Consider the following 17,727-nt stretch of genomic DNA (forward strand, 5'->3'; position numbering starts at 1 on the left):
CGCGCCCGGTTCCCCTGGCGCGGGGGCGGTTGTTCACTTGGGGTTCGTGTGCGCGCCGTGCCGGAACAGTTGGGTGTGGCTCCGCGGCGTCACGCAGGTGAGCACCGCACTGTTCTCGGAACCGTCACTGGAGGCGCCCATGTCACACCGTCCGCCGAGTCCCCTGCCCGGCCGCCGTGGAGTGCTGCGGGGTTCGCTCGCCGCGTCGGCGGCGCTCGCGCTGCCCGCGATCGGCGGCGCGGCGGCCCCCGCGTTCGCGCTCTCGGGGCGTCCCCGGGCGGGCTGGGGCGTACAGGCCGGTGATGTCACCGCGCACTCGGGCCTGGTGTGGGTGCGTTCGGACCGCCCCGCGCGGATGATCGTCGAGACGTCGGCCACCGAGTCCTTCAAGCGGGTGACGCGCCGGCGCGGCCCGCTGCTGGGCCCGGACACCGACTTCACCGGCACGACCCGGCTGCTCGGCCTGGAGCCCGGCGAGCAGATCCACTACCGGGTGCTGCTCGCCGACCCGGACGATCCGCGCCGTACGAGCGCTCCGGTGAACGGCACGTTCCGCACCGCGCGCGTGGGGCGCAGGGCCGGGGTGCGGTTCCTGTGGTCAGGGGACATCGCGGGCCAGGGCTGGGGCATCAACCCCGACCGGGGCGGTTACCGCGTCTACGAGGACATGCGCGCCCTGGACCCGGACTTCTTCCTGTGCAGCGGCGACAACATCTACGCGGACGGGCCGATCCTGCCCAGCGTGACGCTGCCCGACGGGCGGGTGTGGCGCAATGTGACGACCGAGGAGAAGTCCAAGGTCGCCGAGACGCTGGCGGAGTTCCGCGGGGCGTTCCGCTACAACCTGCTCGACGAGAACGCGCGCCGGTTCAACGCCCAGGTCCCCACCATCACGCAGTGGGACGACCACGAGGTGCACAACAACTGGTACCCGGGTCAGATCCTGGACGACGCCCGTTACACCGAGAAGAGCACGGACGTCCTGGCGGCCCGGTCGCTGCGCGCGTTCAGCGAGTACTTCCCCGTCTCGACACTGCCGCCGGGCGACGCGGACGGGCGGGTGTACCGGGTGCTGCGGCAGGGTCCGCTGCTCGACGTGTTCGTCCTGGACATGCGGACATACCGCAACGCGAACTCGCCGAACCGGCAGGCCGACGACGCCACCGGCATCCTCGGGGCCGAACAACTGGCCTGGCTCAAGCGCGAGCTGTCACGCTCCCGCGCGGTGTGGAAGGTGATCGCCTCCGACATGCCGCTGGGCCTCGTGGTGGCCGACGGGGCGGTGAACTTCGAGGCGGTGGCGCAGGGCGATCCGGGGGCGCCGCTCGGCCGGGAGCTGCAGATCGCCGAGTTGCTGCGGCACATCAAGCACCGGCGGATCACGGGCACGCTGTGGCTCACGACCGACGTGCACTACACCTCGGCGCAGCACTACGAGCCGTCGCGCGCCGCGTTCCAGGACTTCGAACCGTTCTGGGAGTTCGTGTCGGGGCCGCTCGCCGCGGGCGGGTTCCAGGCGGCGAAGCTCGACGCGACGTTCGGCCCCCGACAGGTGTTCATCAAGGCTCCGACCCGGGCGAACACCTCACCGGCGGAGACCCCGCCGTACTTCGGCGAGGTCGCCATCGACGGCGGCAGCGGGGAGTTGACCGTACGGCTGCGGCAGGAGGGCGGCGACGTGCTGTTCACCAAGACACTGCAACCCGGGCGCGTCGGACAGTGAGGCCAGGAACGGCGGCGAAACGAAACAGGACAGCGGCGAAACGAAAACGGACATAGGCACTCTTTACCCATCGGTCACAAACCGTTCGTGATCACGCAACACCGTTCCTTCACAGTGGATGCATGAGTCGAGACATGTCTGATGTGACCCCTGTGCAGCACAACCGCCCCGCCCGCCGCAGGCGCGTGGCCCTGATGGCGCGGGCCACCCAATGGTGGTCACACCGCCAGGGCCACGCGCCCCCGGCGCCCGCGCCGGATCCCGGCGCGCCCCTGGACCCCGCGCGGAGCGTCCTGTGGCGGATGCGGACGACCGTGCGGGACGAGCCCGGTTCCCTCGCCGCGCTGTGCACGTCGCTGGCCCACCGCCGGGTGGACATCCTGAGCCTGCAGACGCATCCGCTGGCCGACGGCACCGTGGACGAGTTCCTGCTGCGCGCCCCGCAGGAGCTGCCCGCCGCCGATCTGGACCGGGCCGCCGCGGAGGCCGGAGGCACCGGCACCTGGATCGAGCGGGCCGACGCCCACGACCTGGTGGACGCCCCCACCCGCATCCTGGGCCTCGCCGCGCGCACGGCGCTCGACGCGGCCGAACTGCCGCTGTCGCTGCGCCAGTTGCTGGGACGGTGCACCATCAGGTCGCTGCCCGCCTCGTCAGCGGCGAGCGGCGCGGCGGCGGACGAGGGCGGCTTCGAGGAGACCGCGATGCGGCTGCGGACGCCGGACGGCGGGGTCATCACCGTGGAGCGGCCGTACCTGCCGTTCACCCCGACCGAGTTCGCGCGGGCCCGCGCCCTCGTCGAGCTCGACGCGCGGCTCGGCCCGCGGGTGCCGCGCAGCCAGGACGTCCTCACGCTGCCCGAGGGCAACGAGATCACGGTGCGGCGCGCGCAGGTCGCGGACCTCCAAGCGGCGAAGGCGATGCACGAGCGGTGCTCGGGGCGGACGCTGAGCATGCGCTACCACGGCCCCGTCGGCGACGCGGACCGCTACCTCAACCACCTGCTCAGCCCCCGCTTCGGCCGCACCCTCGCCGCGCGGACCGCCTCCGGGCGCATCGTCGCGCTCGGCCACCTGCTGTGGGACGGCGACGAGACCGAGATCGCGCTGCTCGTCGAGGACGACTGGCAGCGCCGCGGCATCGGCGCCGAACTGCTGCGCCGCCTGGTCGCGCTGGCGGCCGAGGCGGACTGCGCGAGCGTGTACGCGGTCACCCAGGCGTCCAACACGGGCATGGTGGCGGCGATGCGCGGCCTCGATCTGCCGCTTGACTACCAGATCGAGGAGGGCACGCTGGTGATCACCGCCCGGCTCGACGCGACACCGACGGTGTCTCCTTCCCCGTACGAGCAGGCCGAGCGGAACTGACGACATCGCGCCGGCCCGGCTCCTCGGCGCCCAGGGCCCGGTCGAGGTCGGCCCACAGGTCCTCGACGTCCTCGAGACCGACCGACAGGCGCAGCAGCCGGTCGCCGACGCCCGACGCTCTGCGGTCGCCGGCGGCCACCACGCGGTGGCTGATCGAGGCCGGGTGCTGGATGAGGGAGTCGACGCTGCCGAGACTGACGGCCGGGGTGACGAGTTCGACCCCGGCGATCACCGCGTGCGGGTCCCCGGCGACCTCGAAGGCCACCATGGCGCCGCCGATCCGCGGATAGTGGACGCGGGTCACGCGCGGGTCGGCGGCGAGCCGGCGGACCAGTTCCGCCGCGGTCGCCGAGGCGGCGCGCACCCGGACCGGCAGGGTCGACAGGCCGCGCAGCAGCAGGTATCCGGCGAGCGGGTGCAGCACGCCGCCGGTCGCGAACCGCACCTTGCGCAGCTCCCGGGCGAACAGCTCGTCGCAGGCCACCACACCGCCCAGTACGTCCCCGTGCCCGCCGAGATACTTGGTCGCACTGTGCAGCACGAGCCGTGCCCCGCTGTCCAGGGGCCGTTGCAGCACGGGCGTCGCGAAGGTGTTGTCGACGAGCAGCGGCACCGAGCCGCAGGCGTGGGCGACGCCGCGCAGATCGACCTCGGCGAGGGTCGGATTGGCGGGTGACTCCACCATCACCAGGCCGGTGTCGGGCCGGATCGCGTCCGCGATGCCCGCCGGGTCGACCCAGGTGACCTCCGAGCCGAGCGCGCCCGCCGTCAGCAGGTGGTCGCTGCAACCGTAGAGGGGGCGGACCGCGACGACATGGCGCAGACCCGCCGAGAGACGTACGAGAAGCACCGCGGTCAGCGCCGCCATGCCGCTCGCGAACGCGACCGCGGTGTCCGTCCCTTCGAGGCGGGCGAGGGCCGTCTCGAAGCGGGCGACGGTCGGGTTGCCGAGGCGGCCGTAGACCGGCGGCCCCTCGTCGAGGACGCCGTGCGCGGCGAACACGTCGAGGCGGGCGGCCTCGGCGCGGCTGTCGGCGGACGGGTACGTGGTGGACAGGTCGATGGGCGGCGCGTGCAGGCCGAGGGCGGCGAGATCGTCGCGGCCCGCGTGCACGGCCTCGGTGGCGAGGGCCCGGGGGCGGGGGTGGGGCCGGGGGCGCGTCACTTCCTCGTTGCGGTCCATGCGCCCATGCTGAACAACGGGCGGAGTCTCTGCATCAACTCCCGTGCTACGTTCGCCGGATGACCGATTCCGTCGTACTCGATCCGGTCGACCTGGAGATACTGAGGCTGCTGCAGAACGATGCCCGCACCACCTACCGCGATCTGGCCGCACAGGTCGGCGTCGCCCCCTCGACCTGCCTGGACCGGGTGGGCCGGCTGCGCCGCTCCGGGGTGATCCTCGGCCATGTGCTGCGCCTGGACCCGGCCAAGCTCGGCCGGGGACTGCAAGCCCTCCTCTCGGTGCAGGTGCGCCCGCACCGCAGGGAGCTCGTCGGCCCGTTCGTGGAGCGGATCCGGGCGCTGCCCGAGGCGCGCACGGTCTTCCATCTGACCGGCCCCGACGACTACCTCGTGCACGTGGCCGTACGCGACATGGCGGATCTCCAGCGGCTCGTCCTCGACGCGTTCACGGCACGGCACGAGGTGGCCCGCGTCGAGACCCGGCTGATCTTCCAGCAGTGGGAGTGCGGCCCGCTGCTGCCACCCGAGGGTGACGCGGCCCCCTGACCCGTACGAGGATGTCCGCATGTCAGCCACACCGAGCGACCAGCATCCCCAGAGCCGGCTGCCCCGGCAGATCGCCGACGCCTACGTCGACGCCTACGTCGCCCTCGACCCCGTCACCGGTACGTACCTCGGCGACCCGGGGTCCCACGGCCGCCTGCCCGACCTCTCCCCCGCGGGCATCGAGGCCGTGGCCGGGCTGGCCCGCGAGACCCTCGCCCGGCTCGACGCGGCGGAGCGCGCGCCGGGCGCCGACAGCGACGTCGAGCGGCGCTGCGCCCGGCTGCTGCGCGAGCGGCTGACCGCCGAACTCGCCGTGCACGACGCCGAGGAGCCGCTGCGCGCCGTCAGCAACCTCGGTTCGCCGGTCCACCACGTGCGTGAGGTCTTCACGGTCACCCCGACCGACACCGACGAGGACTGGGCGGCCGTCGCCGAACGGCTGCGGGCGGTACCGGCGGCGTTCGCGGGGTACCGCGAGACGCTCGGCCTCGGCCTGGAGCGGAAGCTGCACGGCGCGCCGCGCCCGACGGCCACCTTCGTCGAGCAGCTCACCGAGTGGGCGGGGCAGGGGCGCGGCTGGTTCGAGGAGTTCACCGCCGACGGGCCCGAGGCGCTGCGCGGCGAACTCACCGAGGCGGCGCGCGCGGCCGACGCGGCCACCGTCGAACTGCGCGACTGGATGCGCGACGTGTACGCGCCCGCGATCGAGGGCTCCCCCGACGTGGTGGGCCGCGAGCGGTACGCCCGCTGGTCCCGCTACTACAACGGCGCCGACCTCGACCTGGACGAGGCGTACGCGTACGGCTGGAGCGAGTTCCACCGGCTGCTCGGCGAGATGCGCGCCGAGGCGGAGAAGATCCTGCCGGGCGCCGCGACGCCATGGGTGGCCCTCGCCCACCTCGACGAGCACGGACGGCACATCGAGGGCGTCGACGAGGTGCGGCAGTGGCTGCAGAGCGTCATGGACGAGGCCATCGAAGCGCTCGACGGCACGCACTTCGAACTCGCCGAGCGGGTCCGGAAGGTGGAGTCCTGCATCGCACCGCCCGGCGGCGCCGCGGCGCCCTACTACACGGCGCCTTCGGTGGACTTCTCGCGGCCCGGCCGTACGTGGCTGCCCACGATGGGCGCGACCCGATTCCCGGTCTACGACCTGCTCTCCACCTGGTACCACGAGGGCGTCCCCGGCCACCACCTGCAACTGGCGCAGTGGGCGCACGTCGCGGACGACCTCTCCCGCTACCAGGCGACGCTCGGCGGGGTCTCCGCCAACGCCGAGGGCTGGGCGCTGTACGCGGAGCGCCTCATGGACGAGCTGGGCTTCCTCACCGACGCCGAGACGCGGCTCGGCTATCTGGACGCGCAGATGATGCGCGCGGCCCGCGTCATCGTCGACATCGGCATGCATCTGGAGCTGGAGATCCCGGCGGACTCCCCGTTCCACCCGGGTGAGCGGTGGACCCCGGAGCTGGCCCAGGAGTTCTTCGGCGCCCACAGCAGCCGCCCGGCGGACTTCGTGGAGAGCGAGCTGACCCGCTACCTGTCGATCCCCGGGCAGGCCATCGGCTACAAGCTGGGCGAGCGGGCGTGGCTGCTCGGCCGGGCCAACGCGCGGGCGGCGCACGGGGATTCCTTCGACGCGAAGGCGTGGCACATGGCGGCGCTCTCCCAGGGGTCGCTCGGCCTGGACGACCTGGTGGCCGAGCTGTCCAGGTTGTAGGTCCGGTGGTCGGGCTGTCCAGGTTGTAGGTCCGGTGGTCGGGCTGTCCCGGTTGTAGGTCCGGTGGTCGAACTGTCCCCGGTTGCAGGTTCGGTGGTGGCGGGGCTGTCCACGTCGTAGGCCCGGTGGGCGGGTCCCCGGTTGCAGGTCCGGTGGGGGGCGGGCTCCGCCGGGCCGGGTTCAGCAGCCGCAGTCGTCCGCGTCGGCGGGCGCCGTCAGCGGGTCGGCGGCCCTGCGCGCGGGGCCCTCCCACGTCTCGTACGCGAAGCCTTCGCGGACCCAGTACTCGAATCCGCCGAGCATCTCCTTGACCTGGAAGCCCCGTTCGGCGAGGGCGAGGGCCGCTCGGGTGGCGCCGTTGCACCCCGGGCCCCAGCAGTAGGTGACCACGGGGACGGACCGGTCGAGGAGGTGCTCGGCCTGCTCGGCGACGAGCGCGGTCGGCAGGTGCACCGCGCCGGGGACGTGGCCCTGGTCCCACGACGCGGTCGAGCGGGAGTCGACCACGACGAAGCCGGGCTCGCTCCCGGCGGCGAGCGCGGCGGCGACGTCGGACACGTCGGCGTGGAAGGCGAGGCTCGCGCCGAAGTAGGCGGCAGCGGCGGCGGGCGAGGCGGGGGCGACGCGCAGCACCGGGTCGGCGGTGGTCGGGAGCATGGCGGTGTCCTCGTCGTTCGGTGGGATGCGGGGCGGCGGTCCGGCCCCTGGCGAGAAATCTACGGGCGGCGACCGGCGACCTGAAGGGACGATCCCCGGCCTCCCCCTTGTTCCGCCGGGGATCTCCCTGCTATCTCTCGACCATGACCGTCGATTCCACAGCCGGGCCCGGCTACGTCCCGGACGCCACCGACTGGCGCGTCCTCGAAGCTCTCCAGCGCGACGGACGGGCCAGTTACGCCGAGCTCGCGCGAGCCGTGTCGATGTCCGCCAGCGCCGTCACCGAGCGGGTGCGCCGGCTGGAGGAGGCCGGGATCATCGCGGGGTACACGGCGGTCGTGGTGCCGGAGCGGCTCGGGCTGCCGATCCTCGCGTACGTACGGCTGCGCTACCCGAACGGTAACTACAAGCCGTTCCACGACCTGGTCGAGGCGACACCGGAGATCCTGGAGGCGCACCACGTCACCGGCGACGACTGCTTCGTGATCAAGGTCGCGGTCCGCTCGATGAGCCACCTGGAGGAGGTCTCCGGCAAGGTCGGCGCGTTGGGCTCCGTGACCACGAGCGTCGTGTACTCGTCACCGCTGCCGCGCCGGGCGATCGGTCGCTGAGCCGGGTGCGGACCCGGCGCGGGCCCAAAGGTGCGGACCAGGGGTGCGGGTCGCGGGTTCGGATCGCGGGTTCGGATCGTGGGCGCGGGTCGCGGGTGCGGATCGTGGGCGCGGATCGTGGGCGCGGATCGTGGGCGCGCGGCAGGCCGCGGCGCTTCCCCGGACCTGACGCCGTCAGCCTTGGATCCCGCGCTGGCGCACCACCGAGCCGGCCCGTCCCTTCACGACCTCCAGCTGTGCGTGGACCCGGCGGCGCAGGTCGCCCACATGGCTGACGATGCCGACGCTGCGGTCCCGCTCGCGCAGCGAGTCGAGGACGTCGAGGACCTCGTCGAGGGTCTGGTCGTCGAGGCTGCCGAAGCCCTCGTCGATGAAGAGGGTGTCGAGGCGGACCCCGCCCGCCTCGTCCGTGACGACGTCGGCGAGGCCGAGCGCGAGGGCCAGCGAGGCGAAGAACGTCTCGCCGCCGGAGAGGGTCGCCGTGTCGCGCTCGCGCCCCGTCCAGGCGTCGACGACATGCAGCCCGAGCCCCGAACGGCCGCGCCCCGCGAGGGAGTCGGAGTGCACCAGGGTGTACCGGCCGGACGACATCCGGCGCAGTCGCGCGGTCGCGGCCGCCGCCACCTGTTCGAGGCGGGCGGCGAGGACGTAGGACTCCAGGCGCATTTTGCGTTCGTTGTCGGCGGAGGTCCCGGCGGCGAGTGAGGCGAGCCGGGCGACGCGGTTGTACGTGGCGCGCAGCGGGCCCAGGCGGCGGGCCTCGGTGGCGGCGCGGCGGGAGAGCCGGTCGAGTTCGTCGCAGCGGCGGGCCGCCGCGTCCCGTGCGGAGCCTGCCGCCCGGACGCGCGCGTCCGCGGCCTCGGCCGCGGCGCGGGCCGCGGTGACATCGGCGGGCGGCCTGTGCGAGGCGGCGGCGGTGTCCTCCTCCGCGAGCATGGCGCGGACTGTCGCCTGCTCCGACTGCCAGGCGTCCAGGCGGTGTTGCAGCTCCCGGTGTCCGGTGTCGTCGACGATCGCGATGGCCGCGGCCCGTGGCGTGTCGAATCCGGCCCTGAACGCGGCGTCGGCGAGTCGCGCGTCCGCGTCCTTGAGGCGGGTCGCGGTGTCCTCGACGGAGCGGGCGGCGTCGGCGGCGTCGGTGAGCAGGCGCGCGTGCCGCTCCAGCTGGGCCGCGCGCGCCTCGACGCTCTCGGCGCTGCCGCGCGCCTGCGTCAACTCGCGCTCCAGGCCCGCCTGTTCGCGCTCCAGCGCCTCACGCAGGGAGGCGCGGGCGGCGGTACGGGTCGCTGCTTCCTGGCGGGCCGCGAGTCGACGCTCGTGCTCGCTCTCGGCGCGGGCGAGGCTCTCGCGGGCCGCGTGCAGTCCGGAGGCCGCGGCGCGTGCGTCGGCGTGCCGGACCTCCAGGTCCCGGGCCAGTTCGGCGAGTCGAGCCGCCTCCTGGTCCCCGGCGGCGGCCTTCGCGGCGGCCAGCTCCTCGCGTACGCCGCTCAGAGCGCGCTCGGTGTCGGTGCGGCGCGTCTCGGCGGTGCGGTAGGCGGTGAGGGCGCCCTCCTCCGCGGCGCGGTCGACGTGGCCCTCGGACTTGCGCATGGGCGCGGGGTGTTCGGTCGCCCCGCAGACGGTGCAGGGCGCGCCGTCGACGAGGCCCTCGGCGAGTTCGGCGGCGACATCGCGCAGCCGCTGCTCCTTGAGGCCGAGCCAGTGCTCGTGGGCGGCGGCCGTGTCCTCGCGGGCCCGCAGCACCGCGGCGCCGACCTCTTCGACGTGCGCGGCGAGCCGGTCCCGTTCGACCGCGGCGCGGGCCTGGCGGCGCGCGGGGTCCAGCTGTCCGGCGAGGTGTTCGGCGCGGGTCGCGGCTTCCTGGGCGTCGTCGACAGCGGCCTGGAGAGCGGCGCGGCGGGTGTCCCACGCGGCGAGCCAGGCCCCGGCCTCGTCGAGGAGTTCGGTGTCGGCGCGCTCCTCGCGGTCGAGTCCGGCGCGCTCCTGCGCGAGCGCGGCGAGTCTGCGTTCGGCACGGCGCGCCGAGTCGAGGCCGCCGAGCTCGTGGGCGACCCGCCGTGCGGCCTCGGCGAGTGCGGCCGGGCCCGCGTCGGCGAGCGGCTCGGGGGCGAACGCGTCGCCGGTCGGCGCGGAACCGGCCCCGGCAGCCGGAACCGGTTCACCCGGCGCGGGAAACAACCCGTCCGGGGCGCCCGGCTCACCCGGCGCACCCGGCGCGGAGAGCGCCCCGCACAGGGCCCCCGACGCACCCGGCAACGCCGTCCGCAGCGCGCCCCGTGCCCGCTGCTCCTCCCGTAGCGCCGTCCGGTGCTCCTCCTCCGCCGCCTCGCGCAGGGAGAGGGCGGGTGCGACCGTCTCCGCCTTGCGGGCCCGCTCCATGCGCTCCTCGACGGCCCGGTGCTCATCGGCGCGCTCCGCCAGCGCGGCGGCCCGCGCCCGCGCCTCCGCGAAGCGGCGCTGCAGGCGCTCCGTGTCGATGACGTCGGACAGCTCGCGCTGCGCCGCCACGCGCGCCGACTCGGCCGCGGCGAGGGCGAGATGGGCGTGCGTGAAGTGTTCGCGCGCGGCGGAGCGGGCGGTCGCGGCCCAGGCCAGGACGGTCTCCGCGAGTCCCGGGTCGCCGGGCGCCGCGTCGACCGGGGGCAGCTCCACGATGCCGCCCGCCGCCTGCTGCATGCGATGCGCGTCGGCGAGCAACTCGGCGTCCCCTGCGGTCACTTGCTTCTCCGCGCCGCGCCGGTCGTCGGCGAGCCGTTGCTCGACGGCGGCGAACCGGTGGGTGTCGAAGAGACGGCCGAGGAGCTTGCCGCGGGCTTCGGCGTCGGCGCGCAGGAACCGGGCGAAGTCACCCTGCGGCAAGAGCACCACCTGGCAGAACTGGTCCTTGCTCATGCCGAGCAGCTGGGTGATCTCCTCGCCGATCTCCTGGTGGGAGCGGCTGAGGTCCTTCCACTCGCCCGCCACGGCGTCGTACTCGCGCAGCCAGCTCTGTGCCTTCTCCGTCGTGAAACCGGTGCCGCGCTTTTTGGGCCGGGCGAACGGCGGCTGCCGGGTGAGCTCTAGGCGGCGCCCCGCGACGGTCAGGTCGAGGGCGACCTCGGTGCGTACGCCGGGCCCGGCGTGGTCGCTGCGCAGGTTCTGCCCCTGGCCGCCGCCGCTCTGGCGGGCGCCGGGCACGGACCCGTACAGGGCGAAGCAGACCGCGTCGAGGACGGAGGTCTTGCCGGCGCCGGTCGGCCCGTGCAGCAGGAAGAGACCGGCGGACGACAGGGCGTCGAAGTCGATCTCCTGGGCCCCGCCGAAGGGGCCGAACGCGGTGACGCGCAGGGTGTGCAGCCTCACCGGGCGACCTCGCGCACCATGTCGTCGGTGCGGACGGTGTCGATCACGGCCCGCAGCACCGCCCGCTCGTCCTCGTCGGGCCCGGCGCCCCGGACGTGGGTCACGAAGTCCTCCGCGATCTCGTGGTCGTCCCGGCCCTGGAGGCGCTCCGCGTACGTGGCCTCGGGCCGGGCGTCGGTGCGGCGCGGTTCGAAGAGCAGGCTGAGGGTGTGCGGGAAGCGGTCGGTGAGCCGGGCCATGGGGTCGTCGGGCCGCACCTCGTCGGTGAGCGTGGCCTCGACCCAGGACTCCTCGTGGACGGTGAGGCCGGGGTCGGCGAGGAGGTCGTCGAGGTCGCCGCGGACGCGGGCGAGCGGGCGGGGCACAGGGCAGTCGATCCGCTCGGCGGCGACGGCACCGTCCGCGCCGAGGTCGACGAGCCACATGCTCTTGCGGTGGTCGGCCTCGGAGAAGGAGTACGGCAGCGGCGAGCCGGAGTAGCGGACGCGCTCGGAGATGACCTGGCTGCCGTGCAGATGCCCGAGCGCCACGTAGTCGACGCCGTCGAAGATGCCGGACGGGACGGCGGCGACACCGCCCACCGTGATGTCGCGCTCGCTGTCGCTGGGCGCGCCGCCGGTCACGAAGGCGTGCGCGAGGACCACCGAGCGGGTGCCGGCGGCGCGCCGGGCGAGGTCGGCGCGGACCCGCTCCATGGCGGCGGCGAGCACCTGCTCGTGACCGGCCCTGGCGACCTTGAACTCGTCCTTCACCAGCGCCGGTTCGAGGTACGGCAGTCCGTAGAGGGCGACGTCGCCGTGGGCGTCCGGCAGGACGACGGGGTCGCCGCAGCGGCTCGGCTCCGTACGCAGATGGATGCCGGCGCGGCCGATCAGTCCCGCGCCGACACCGAGGCGGCGGGCCGAGTCGTGGTTCCCGGAGATCATCACCGTGGGCACGCCGAGCTCGGCGAGGCGGTGCAGCGCGTCGTCGTACAGCTCGACGGCGGCGAGCGGCGGCACCGCCCGGTCGTAGACGTCGCCCGACACGACCACCGCGTCCACGTCACGCTCGCGCACCGTGGTGACGAGGTGGCCGATGAACGCGGCCTGGGCATCGAGCATGCTCACGCGGTGGAACGCGCGCCCCAGATGCCAGTCGGACGTGTGCAGCAGTCTCATGGGACACGAGGCTAACGGCTGGGTCGGACATCACGTGCGGAACGCCCTGATCAGGCGTCCCGCACCGCACCTCGTGATGCCGGTCACCACCGGCCCGGGGGGGCCGCCGGCGGTCACCGTGATGAGTGCGAGTCGTCCGGCGGGGTCGTCCCGGTGGCGCCGCCGAGCCACTTCAGCCCGTCCAGCAGGAACCGGTTCTGGGTCGCGCTCGCGAAGGTCGACGAGAGGCGGGTGTTCGTGTCGTAGTTCATCGCGTTGTGGCCGAAGTTCGCGTAGAGCATCTTGTACTTCGTGTTGGTCCACAGGATCGGGTAGTAGCCGCTGTACCAGGACTGGTCGGGGTCCGTGCCCAGCGGGAAGCTGCTGGGGTCGACGGAGGCCAGGATCTTGATGTCCGGGTTCCGCCGCAGGTCGTTGGACCAGCTGTACCACTCGCTGACCGACGAGGTGAACGTGGCGGGCAGGTGAACGGTGGAGGGGTGCGTGCGGTCCTCGATCCGGAGGGTCGCGGACGTGGGGCCCCAGGTGTTGGACCTGAAGGCGCCGCTGCCGAGGAACTGGTTGTGGTACCAGGACCAGCTCGCCGCGTCCGTGGTGAAGGCGGAGACGTGGAAGCCCATCCAGGCGCCGCCGGCGCGCATGTACCGCTCGAACCCGGTGCGCTGGGCGGCGGTCTGCGGCAGGTCGTCGAGGAAGAGGACGACCTGGTAGGCGTTGACGCCCCCGTCGGCGAGGAGGTTCCAGTCGTCGCTGGCGGTGTAGGTGAAGCCGTTCGCCGCGGCCTGCCGGGGGAACCAGCTGTTGGCCTCCTTCTCGAAGTCGATGTGCGCCGCGTCCCAGGTGCCGCTGTGGAGGCCGAGCACCTTGAAGGGTGCCGCCTCGGTGCCCGCCGTCGCGGCCGGTGGAGCCGCGAGGCCGATCAGGGCCGCGAGCAGGAGGAGGATCCGCAGGGCCGTGCGGGCGGGTCCGGAGCTACGAGTACGCATTGCCGTTTCATCCCTTCCGTACGGTTTACGGGTGGTTTCTGAGCAGGGATCTGAGCACGGAACTCTCCTGCGGGGATGGGGGTCAGCCGGTGTACTGGGCGAAGATGCCGGTGAACTGCCAGGCACTCTGGGCCACGCCCGAGCAGGTGTCGTCGTTCGGGTACGCGCCCGGGCAGGGCCGGTCGCGGTTGGCCGACCAGAACGTCAGGCGCGCGAGGTGGTGCTGCTGCGCGTAGCCGAGGATGGTGCGGAAGTCGGCGGTGGTGACGGTCTCGTTGTCGTCGGTGATGCCGTTCATGGAGGAGATGCCCATGTCCCGGTACGCCTGGTCGTCGCTGTAGCCGTACGCGCTCTTGAGGGCGTTCTTGAGGCCCTCCGCGGCGCGCAGGGTCAGCGTCCCCATGTTCTGTCCCGCGCCGCCGAAGTCGAACGGCATGATCGTCCAACTGTCCACGCTCAGACCGGAGTTGTCGGCGCGGTTGATGAGGCTCATGTCGGGTCCCGAGGTCCCGGTGCCGATGGTGACGACCACCTTGATGCCGGGGTTGGCGGCCTTGACCGTCTTGAGCGCGTCGACGGTGCGCTGCTGGACGGTCGGGTTGCTGTACGCGTCGGACTCCAGGTCGATGTCGATGGCCTTGAGCCCGTAGGCGTCGATGACCTTCTGGTACGCGCCCGCCAGCGCGCCGGCGCTGGTGCAGGAGCTCTCCAGCTTGTTGCCGCTGTAGCCGCCGAACGACGGGATGACGTCCCCGCCGTTCGCCCGCACGGTGTTGATCGTCTGCTGGTCGACGCCGCCGGTCAGCGGGCGTCCGCCGTCCCACTGGGGGTTGCAGCTGCCGTTGCTGAGCACGAAGGCGAGCGTGAACCACTTGACGCCGGTCGCGTTCATGATGGTGACCGGGTTCGGCGGGCTGCCCCAGCCGTTGTAGAGGTACGGGGCGACGGCCATCGGTGCGGCCGGGGCCGTGCCGCCACCGGTGGGCGCGGTCCACTTCTGGTTGGCGGCGCCGGTGCAGCTCCAGATCTGGACCGGGGTGCCGTTCGCCGAGGTGTTGCCGGTGACGTCGGCGCACTTGCCCGACTGCCGGCCGACGAGGTCGCGGGCCGCGGAGAAGGACCACTTCTGGTTGTTGGTGCCCGCGCAGTCCCACAGCTGGAGCCGGGCCCCGTCGGCGGTCGAACCGCCGGTGACGTCAAGGCACTTGCCGAGGGCGCGGAGGGTGTCGTCGGAGCCGACCGTCCACTGCTGGGCGGCGGTGCCGTTGCAGTCGTGGAGCTGGACGGCCGTGCCGTTGGCGGAGTCGGCCGCCGCCACGTCGAGGCATTTGCCCGCGAGGCCGGCGATGGCGCCGGTGGCCGCGGCGGCGGGTGTCGCGGCGAGTGCGCTCGCCGACACCGCGAGCAGTGCGGTGGCGAGGACGCCGCGCAGGGCGGTCGAGCGCGTGCGGGTGAGTCTGGGCACAGGGGGGTTCGGGATCGACATGGGGGGGTTCACAGCCCTTCATGGGGAGGCCGTCGGTCGGGATGATTGTTCATGCATATGAACAACGAGTGCATTCATGAAGCTGTGGCGATCGGGAACCTAAAGGTCTGCACCAGAGCCGTCAAGAGATGAAACCAAGAAGGGCCTCAACGGATGTCCGCGCACGAGGAGTTGAAGACGCGAAAGCCCCCGGGAACTCTCCCGGGGGCCCATGAACGGCAGGACGGCTCAGCCGTACGCCTCTCCGCCCAGTTCGCATGCGGCGGTGCCCGCGCTCACATCCGCCAGCCACGCCAGGAACTGCTCCACATCCCCCTCGGGGAGCCCGATCTCGATGACGACGGTCTCTCCGTAGCGGACGTCGCGCACCGCACGGCCCGTGGCCCGCAGGTCGTTCTCCATCTTCCCCGCGCGCGCGTGGTCGACGGTCACCGTGGCCAACCGGAACCGGCGGCGCGTCACCGTGCCGAGAGCGTCCAGGGCCTCCCCCACCGCGCCCCCGTAGGCCCGGATGAGCCCGCCCGCGCCCAGCTTCACGCCTCCGTAGTACCGCGTGACGACCGCGACGACGTACCGCATCTCGCGCCGGGTGAGCATCTGGAGCATCGGCGCGCCCGCCGTGCCGCCCGGCTCACCGTCGTCGCTCGCCCGCTGTACGGAGGCGTCGGCGCCGATGACGTACGCGAAGCAGTTGTGGCTCGCCGTCGGGTGTTCCCTGCGGATCCGGGCTACGAAGGCCTGCGCCTCCTCCTCCGTCGCGGCGGGCGCGAGCGCGCACAGGAACCGGGAACGGCTGATCTCTGTCTCGTGCACGCCCTCGCGGGCCACGGTGCGGTACTCGTCCTGCATCGTCCCAGCGTATGCGCAGGTGCGGGCGGGCTCGCCCCCGCCCGACGCGCGGGCGACGATGTGGTGGATACTCGCACGTCGCCCCTTGCTCGATCAGCCCGAACAGGAAGCATCTCCCCATGACCGGCACCCGGGCCGAGCGCCCCGCCGCCTCGCCGCCCGCCCCCGCGCCCCGCTGGCGTTCCTGGCTCCTGGAGGGGCTGACCGACCGGACGGCCCGCCATCAGGGGCCGCACGGGCACGTCCCGGCGGAGCACGAGGGTCACACCTGGTGGCGCGTGATGTGCCTGACCGGCGTGGACTACTTCTCCACCCTCGGCTACCAGCCGGGCATCGCGGCCCTCGCCGCGGGCCTGCTGTCGCCGCTGGCGACGCTGGTGCTGATCGCGCTCACCCTGCTGGGCGCCCTGCCGGTGTACCGCAGGGTCGCCAAGGAGTCGCCGCACGGCGAGGGGTCGATCGCCATGCTGGAGCGGCTCCTGCCCTGGTGGGCGGGGAAGCTGTTCGTGCTGGTGCTGCTGGGTTTCGCCGCTACCGACTTCATGATCACCATCACGCTTTCGGCGGCGGACGCGGCGGCCCACGTCGTGGAGAACCCGTTCGCGCCCGAGGCGCTGCACGGTGCGAACACCTGGATCACGCTGGTGCTGCTCGCGGCGCTCGGCGCGGTCTTCCTCAAGGGATTCCAGGAAGCCATCCGGGTCGCGGTCGTGCTGGTCGCCGCGTATCTGGTCCTGAACGTCGTCGTCCTCGTCACCGCCGCGACCCACGTCCTGGCCGAGCCGGTCAAGGTCGGAAACTGGTGGGACGCGATGACGGCCGAGCACTCCTCGCCGTTCGTGATGATCGGTGTCGCGCTGCTCGTCTTCCCGAAGCTGGCGCTCGGCATGTCCGGCTTCGAGACCGGCGTGGCGGTGATGCCGCAGGTGCGCGGCGAGGCCACGGACACGTACGCGCGGCCGGCGGGCCGCGTCCGCGACACCCGCAAGCTGCTCACCACGGCCGCACTGATCATGAGCGGTTTCCTGCTCCTTTCGAGCCTGGCCACCACGATCCTGATTCCGCAGGACGCATTCGAGGCGGGCGGCCCGGCGAACGGGCGCGCGCTCGCCTATCTCGCCCACACGTATCTGGGCGAGGGCTTCGGCACGGTCTACGACGTCTCGACGATCTGCATCCTCTGGTTCGCCGGCGCCTCCGCCATGGCGGGGCTGCTCAACCTCGTCCCCCGCTACCTGCCGCGCTACGGCATGGCCCCGGAATGGACGCGGGCCGTCCGCCCCCTGGTCCTCACCTTCATGGCGGCGGCGGTCGCCATCACCCTGTGGTTCAACGCGAACGTCGACGACCAGTCGGGCGCCTACGCGACCGGAGTCCTGGTGCTGATGCTGTCGGCGTCGTTCGCGTCGACCGTCGCCGTGCACCGGCGCGGCCACCGCCGGGCGGCGATCGGCTTCGGCGCGATCACCGCGGTGTTCGCCTACACGCTCGTCACCAACGTCGTCGAGCGCCCCGACGGCATCAAGATCGCCCTCATCTTCATCGTGGCGATCCTGCTCTCCTCCTTCGCCTCGCGGGTGCACCGCGCCTTCGAGCTGCGCGCGGGCGCGGTCACGTTCGACGACGCGGCCGCGCGGATCGTCGACGAGGCGGCGGCGCGGGGCCCGCTGCGGATCATCGCGAACGAGCCGCAGGAGCACAGCACCGCCGAGTACCGCGACAAGGAGTACTGCCAGCGCGAGGACACGCACATCCCCGAGGGCGGGCCGGTGCTCTTCCTGGAGGTCTTCGTCCAGGACTCCTCGGACTTCACCGAGGACCTGATCGTGCACGGCGACGAGAAGCACGGGGTGCGCCGCCTGCGGGTGCACGGGCCGGGCGTCCCGAACACCGTGGCCGCGGTCCTGATGAACCTGCGCGACCGTACGGGCCGGGTCCCGCACGCCTACTTCAACTGGACCGAGGGCCACCCCGTCAGCCACCTGCTGCGTTTCCTGGTCTTCGGCGACGGCGAGGTGGCCCCGGTCACCCGCGAGGTGCTGCGCCGCGCGGAACCCGACCCGGAGCGCAGGCCGCGCGTGCACGTCGGCTGACG

The 17,727-nt window shown here is 73.1% G+C and carries 12 protein-coding genes and 1 pseudogene; 6 read left to right on the forward strand and 7 right to left on the reverse strand.

All coding sequences use genetic code 11. From position 1 onward, the window contains the following. The first annotated feature begins 139 nt into the window (after positions 1-139). Together ACZ45E_RS27590 and ACZ45E_RS27595 are read left to right on the forward strand one after the other, a co-directional pair. Positions 140-1,723 carry an alkaline phosphatase D family protein gene (locus ACZ45E_RS27590; protein WP_468225309.1) on the forward strand — a complete coding sequence of 528 codons (1,584 nt, stop codon included), beginning with the start codon at positions 140-142 and terminating at the stop codon, positions 1,721-1,723. 134 nt (positions 1,724-1,857) lie between these two features. Further along, positions 1,858-3,090, forward strand: a complete 1,233-nt coding sequence (locus ACZ45E_RS27595; protein ID WP_468225311.1) for a GNAT family N-acetyltransferase — start codon at positions 1,858-1,860, stop codon at positions 3,088-3,090. On the opposite strand, the gene ACZ45E_RS27600 is transcribed toward ACZ45E_RS27595, so the two are convergent. After that, positions 3,023-4,273, reverse strand: coding sequence for a trans-sulfuration enzyme family protein (locus ACZ45E_RS27600; RefSeq protein ID WP_468225314.1), 1,251 nt, complete (start codon positions 4,271-4,273; stop codon positions 3,023-3,025). The two genes, ACZ45E_RS27595 and ACZ45E_RS27600, sit on opposite strands and share 68 nt — an antisense overlap. 59 nt (positions 4,274-4,332) lie before the next feature. Here ACZ45E_RS27600 and ACZ45E_RS27605 point away from each other — a divergent pair, with 59 nt between their 5' ends. Together ACZ45E_RS27605 and ACZ45E_RS27610 are read left to right on the forward strand one after the other, a co-directional pair. Beyond that, on the forward strand, positions 4,333-4,821 hold the full coding sequence (locus ACZ45E_RS27605) for an Lrp/AsnC family transcriptional regulator (protein ID WP_468225316.1): 489 nt from the start codon (positions 4,333-4,335) through the stop codon (positions 4,819-4,821). Between the two features lie 19 nt (positions 4,822-4,840). After that, a complete protein-coding gene (locus ACZ45E_RS27610; RefSeq protein WP_468225317.1) occupies positions 4,841-6,541 on the forward strand; it encodes a DUF885 domain-containing protein in 1,701 nt (566 codons plus the stop codon). 180 nt (positions 6,542-6,721) lie between these two features. Here ACZ45E_RS27610 and ACZ45E_RS27615 read toward each other — a convergent pair whose 3' ends face one another. Next, complete coding sequence (locus ACZ45E_RS27615) at positions 6,722-7,198, reverse strand: rhodanese-like domain-containing protein (RefSeq protein WP_468225319.1); 477 nt, start codon at positions 7,196-7,198, stop codon at positions 6,722-6,724. 143 nt (positions 7,199-7,341) lie between these two features. Between ACZ45E_RS27615 and ACZ45E_RS27620 the strand changes: the two genes are divergently transcribed. Next, the gene (locus ACZ45E_RS27620; RefSeq protein ID WP_468225322.1) at positions 7,342-7,809 is read left to right on the forward strand and encodes an Lrp/AsnC family transcriptional regulator; all 468 of its coding nucleotides are present in this window, start codon (positions 7,342-7,344) and stop codon (positions 7,807-7,809) included. A 174-nt stretch (positions 7,810-7,983) separates the two neighbouring features. On the opposite strand, the gene ACZ45E_RS27625 is transcribed toward ACZ45E_RS27620, so the two are convergent. From ACZ45E_RS27625 to ACZ45E_RS27645, 5 genes and pseudogenes are all read right to left on the reverse strand, one after another. Then, positions 7,984-11,151 carry an AAA family ATPase gene (locus tag ACZ45E_RS27625; protein WP_468225324.1) on the reverse strand — a complete coding sequence of 1,056 codons (3,168 nt, stop codon included), beginning with the start codon at positions 11,149-11,151 and terminating at the stop codon, positions 7,984-7,986. Next, complete coding sequence (locus tag ACZ45E_RS27630) at positions 11,148-12,311, reverse strand: exonuclease SbcCD subunit D (RefSeq protein WP_468225326.1); 1,164 nt, start codon at positions 12,309-12,311, stop codon at positions 11,148-11,150. Before ACZ45E_RS27630 ends, ACZ45E_RS27625 begins: the two co-directional genes overlap by 4 nt. Positions 12,312-12,439: 128 nt before the next feature. Then, a pseudogene (locus tag ACZ45E_RS27635) lies at positions 12,440-13,297 on the reverse strand (ThuA domain-containing protein); the annotation flags it as partial. A gap of 82 nt (positions 13,298-13,379) precedes the next feature. After that, positions 13,380-14,783, reverse strand: coding sequence for a ricin-type beta-trefoil lectin domain protein (locus tag ACZ45E_RS27640; protein ID WP_468225329.1), 1,404 nt, complete (start codon positions 14,781-14,783; stop codon positions 13,380-13,382). Positions 14,784-15,011: 228 nt separating this feature from the next. After that, positions 15,012-15,632 (reverse strand): YigZ family protein, encoded by a 621-nt coding sequence (locus tag ACZ45E_RS27645; RefSeq protein ID WP_468225332.1) that lies wholly within the window; start codon positions 15,630-15,632, stop codon positions 15,012-15,014. A gap of 119 nt (positions 15,633-15,751) precedes the next feature. On the opposite strand from ACZ45E_RS27645, the gene ACZ45E_RS27650 reads away from it, so the two are divergent. After that, a complete protein-coding gene (locus ACZ45E_RS27650) occupies positions 15,752-17,725 on the forward strand; it encodes an APC family permease (RefSeq protein WP_468225335.1) in 1,974 nt (657 codons plus the stop codon). Positions 17,726-17,727 lie beyond the last annotated feature (2 nt).

This window comes from Streptomyces sp. NPDC030991 (assembly GCF_055571235.1).

Excerpts from the sequence above, each read along its gene's own strand:
- ACZ45E_RS27615 (WP_468225319.1), bottom strand. The coding sequence starts at position 7,198 with ATGCTCCCGACCACCGCCGACCCGGTGCTGCGCGTCGCCCCCGCCTCG.
- ACZ45E_RS27630 (WP_468225326.1), bottom strand. The coding sequence starts at position 12,311 with ATGAGACTGCTGCACACGTCCGACTGGCATCTGGGGCGCGCGTTCCAC.
- ACZ45E_RS27620 (WP_468225322.1), top strand. The coding sequence starts at position 7,342 with ATGACCGTCGATTCCACAGCCGGGCCCGGCTACGTCCCGGACGCCACC.
- ACZ45E_RS27650 (WP_468225335.1), top strand. The coding sequence starts at position 15,752 with ATGACCGGCACCCGGGCCGAGCGCCCCGCCGCCTCGCCGCCCGCCCCC.
- ACZ45E_RS27590 (WP_468225309.1), top strand. The coding sequence starts at position 140 with ATGTCACACCGTCCGCCGAGTCCCCTGCCCGGCCGCCGTGGAGTGCTG.
- ACZ45E_RS27605 (WP_468225316.1), top strand. The coding sequence starts at position 4,333 with ATGACCGATTCCGTCGTACTCGATCCGGTCGACCTGGAGATACTGAGG.
- ACZ45E_RS27600 (WP_468225314.1), bottom strand. The coding sequence starts at position 4,273 with ATGGACCGCAACGAGGAAGTGACGCGCCCCCGGCCCCACCCCCGCCCC.
- ACZ45E_RS27610 (WP_468225317.1), top strand. The coding sequence starts at position 4,841 with ATGTCAGCCACACCGAGCGACCAGCATCCCCAGAGCCGGCTGCCCCGG.
- ACZ45E_RS27645 (WP_468225332.1), bottom strand. The coding sequence starts at position 15,632 with ATGCAGGACGAGTACCGCACCGTGGCCCGCGAGGGCGTGCACGAGACA.
- ACZ45E_RS27640 (WP_468225329.1), bottom strand. The coding sequence starts at position 14,783 with ATGTCGATCCCGAACCCCCCTGTGCCCAGACTCACCCGCACGCGCTCG.
- ACZ45E_RS27595 (WP_468225311.1), top strand. The coding sequence starts at position 1,858 with ATGTCTGATGTGACCCCTGTGCAGCACAACCGCCCCGCCCGCCGCAGG.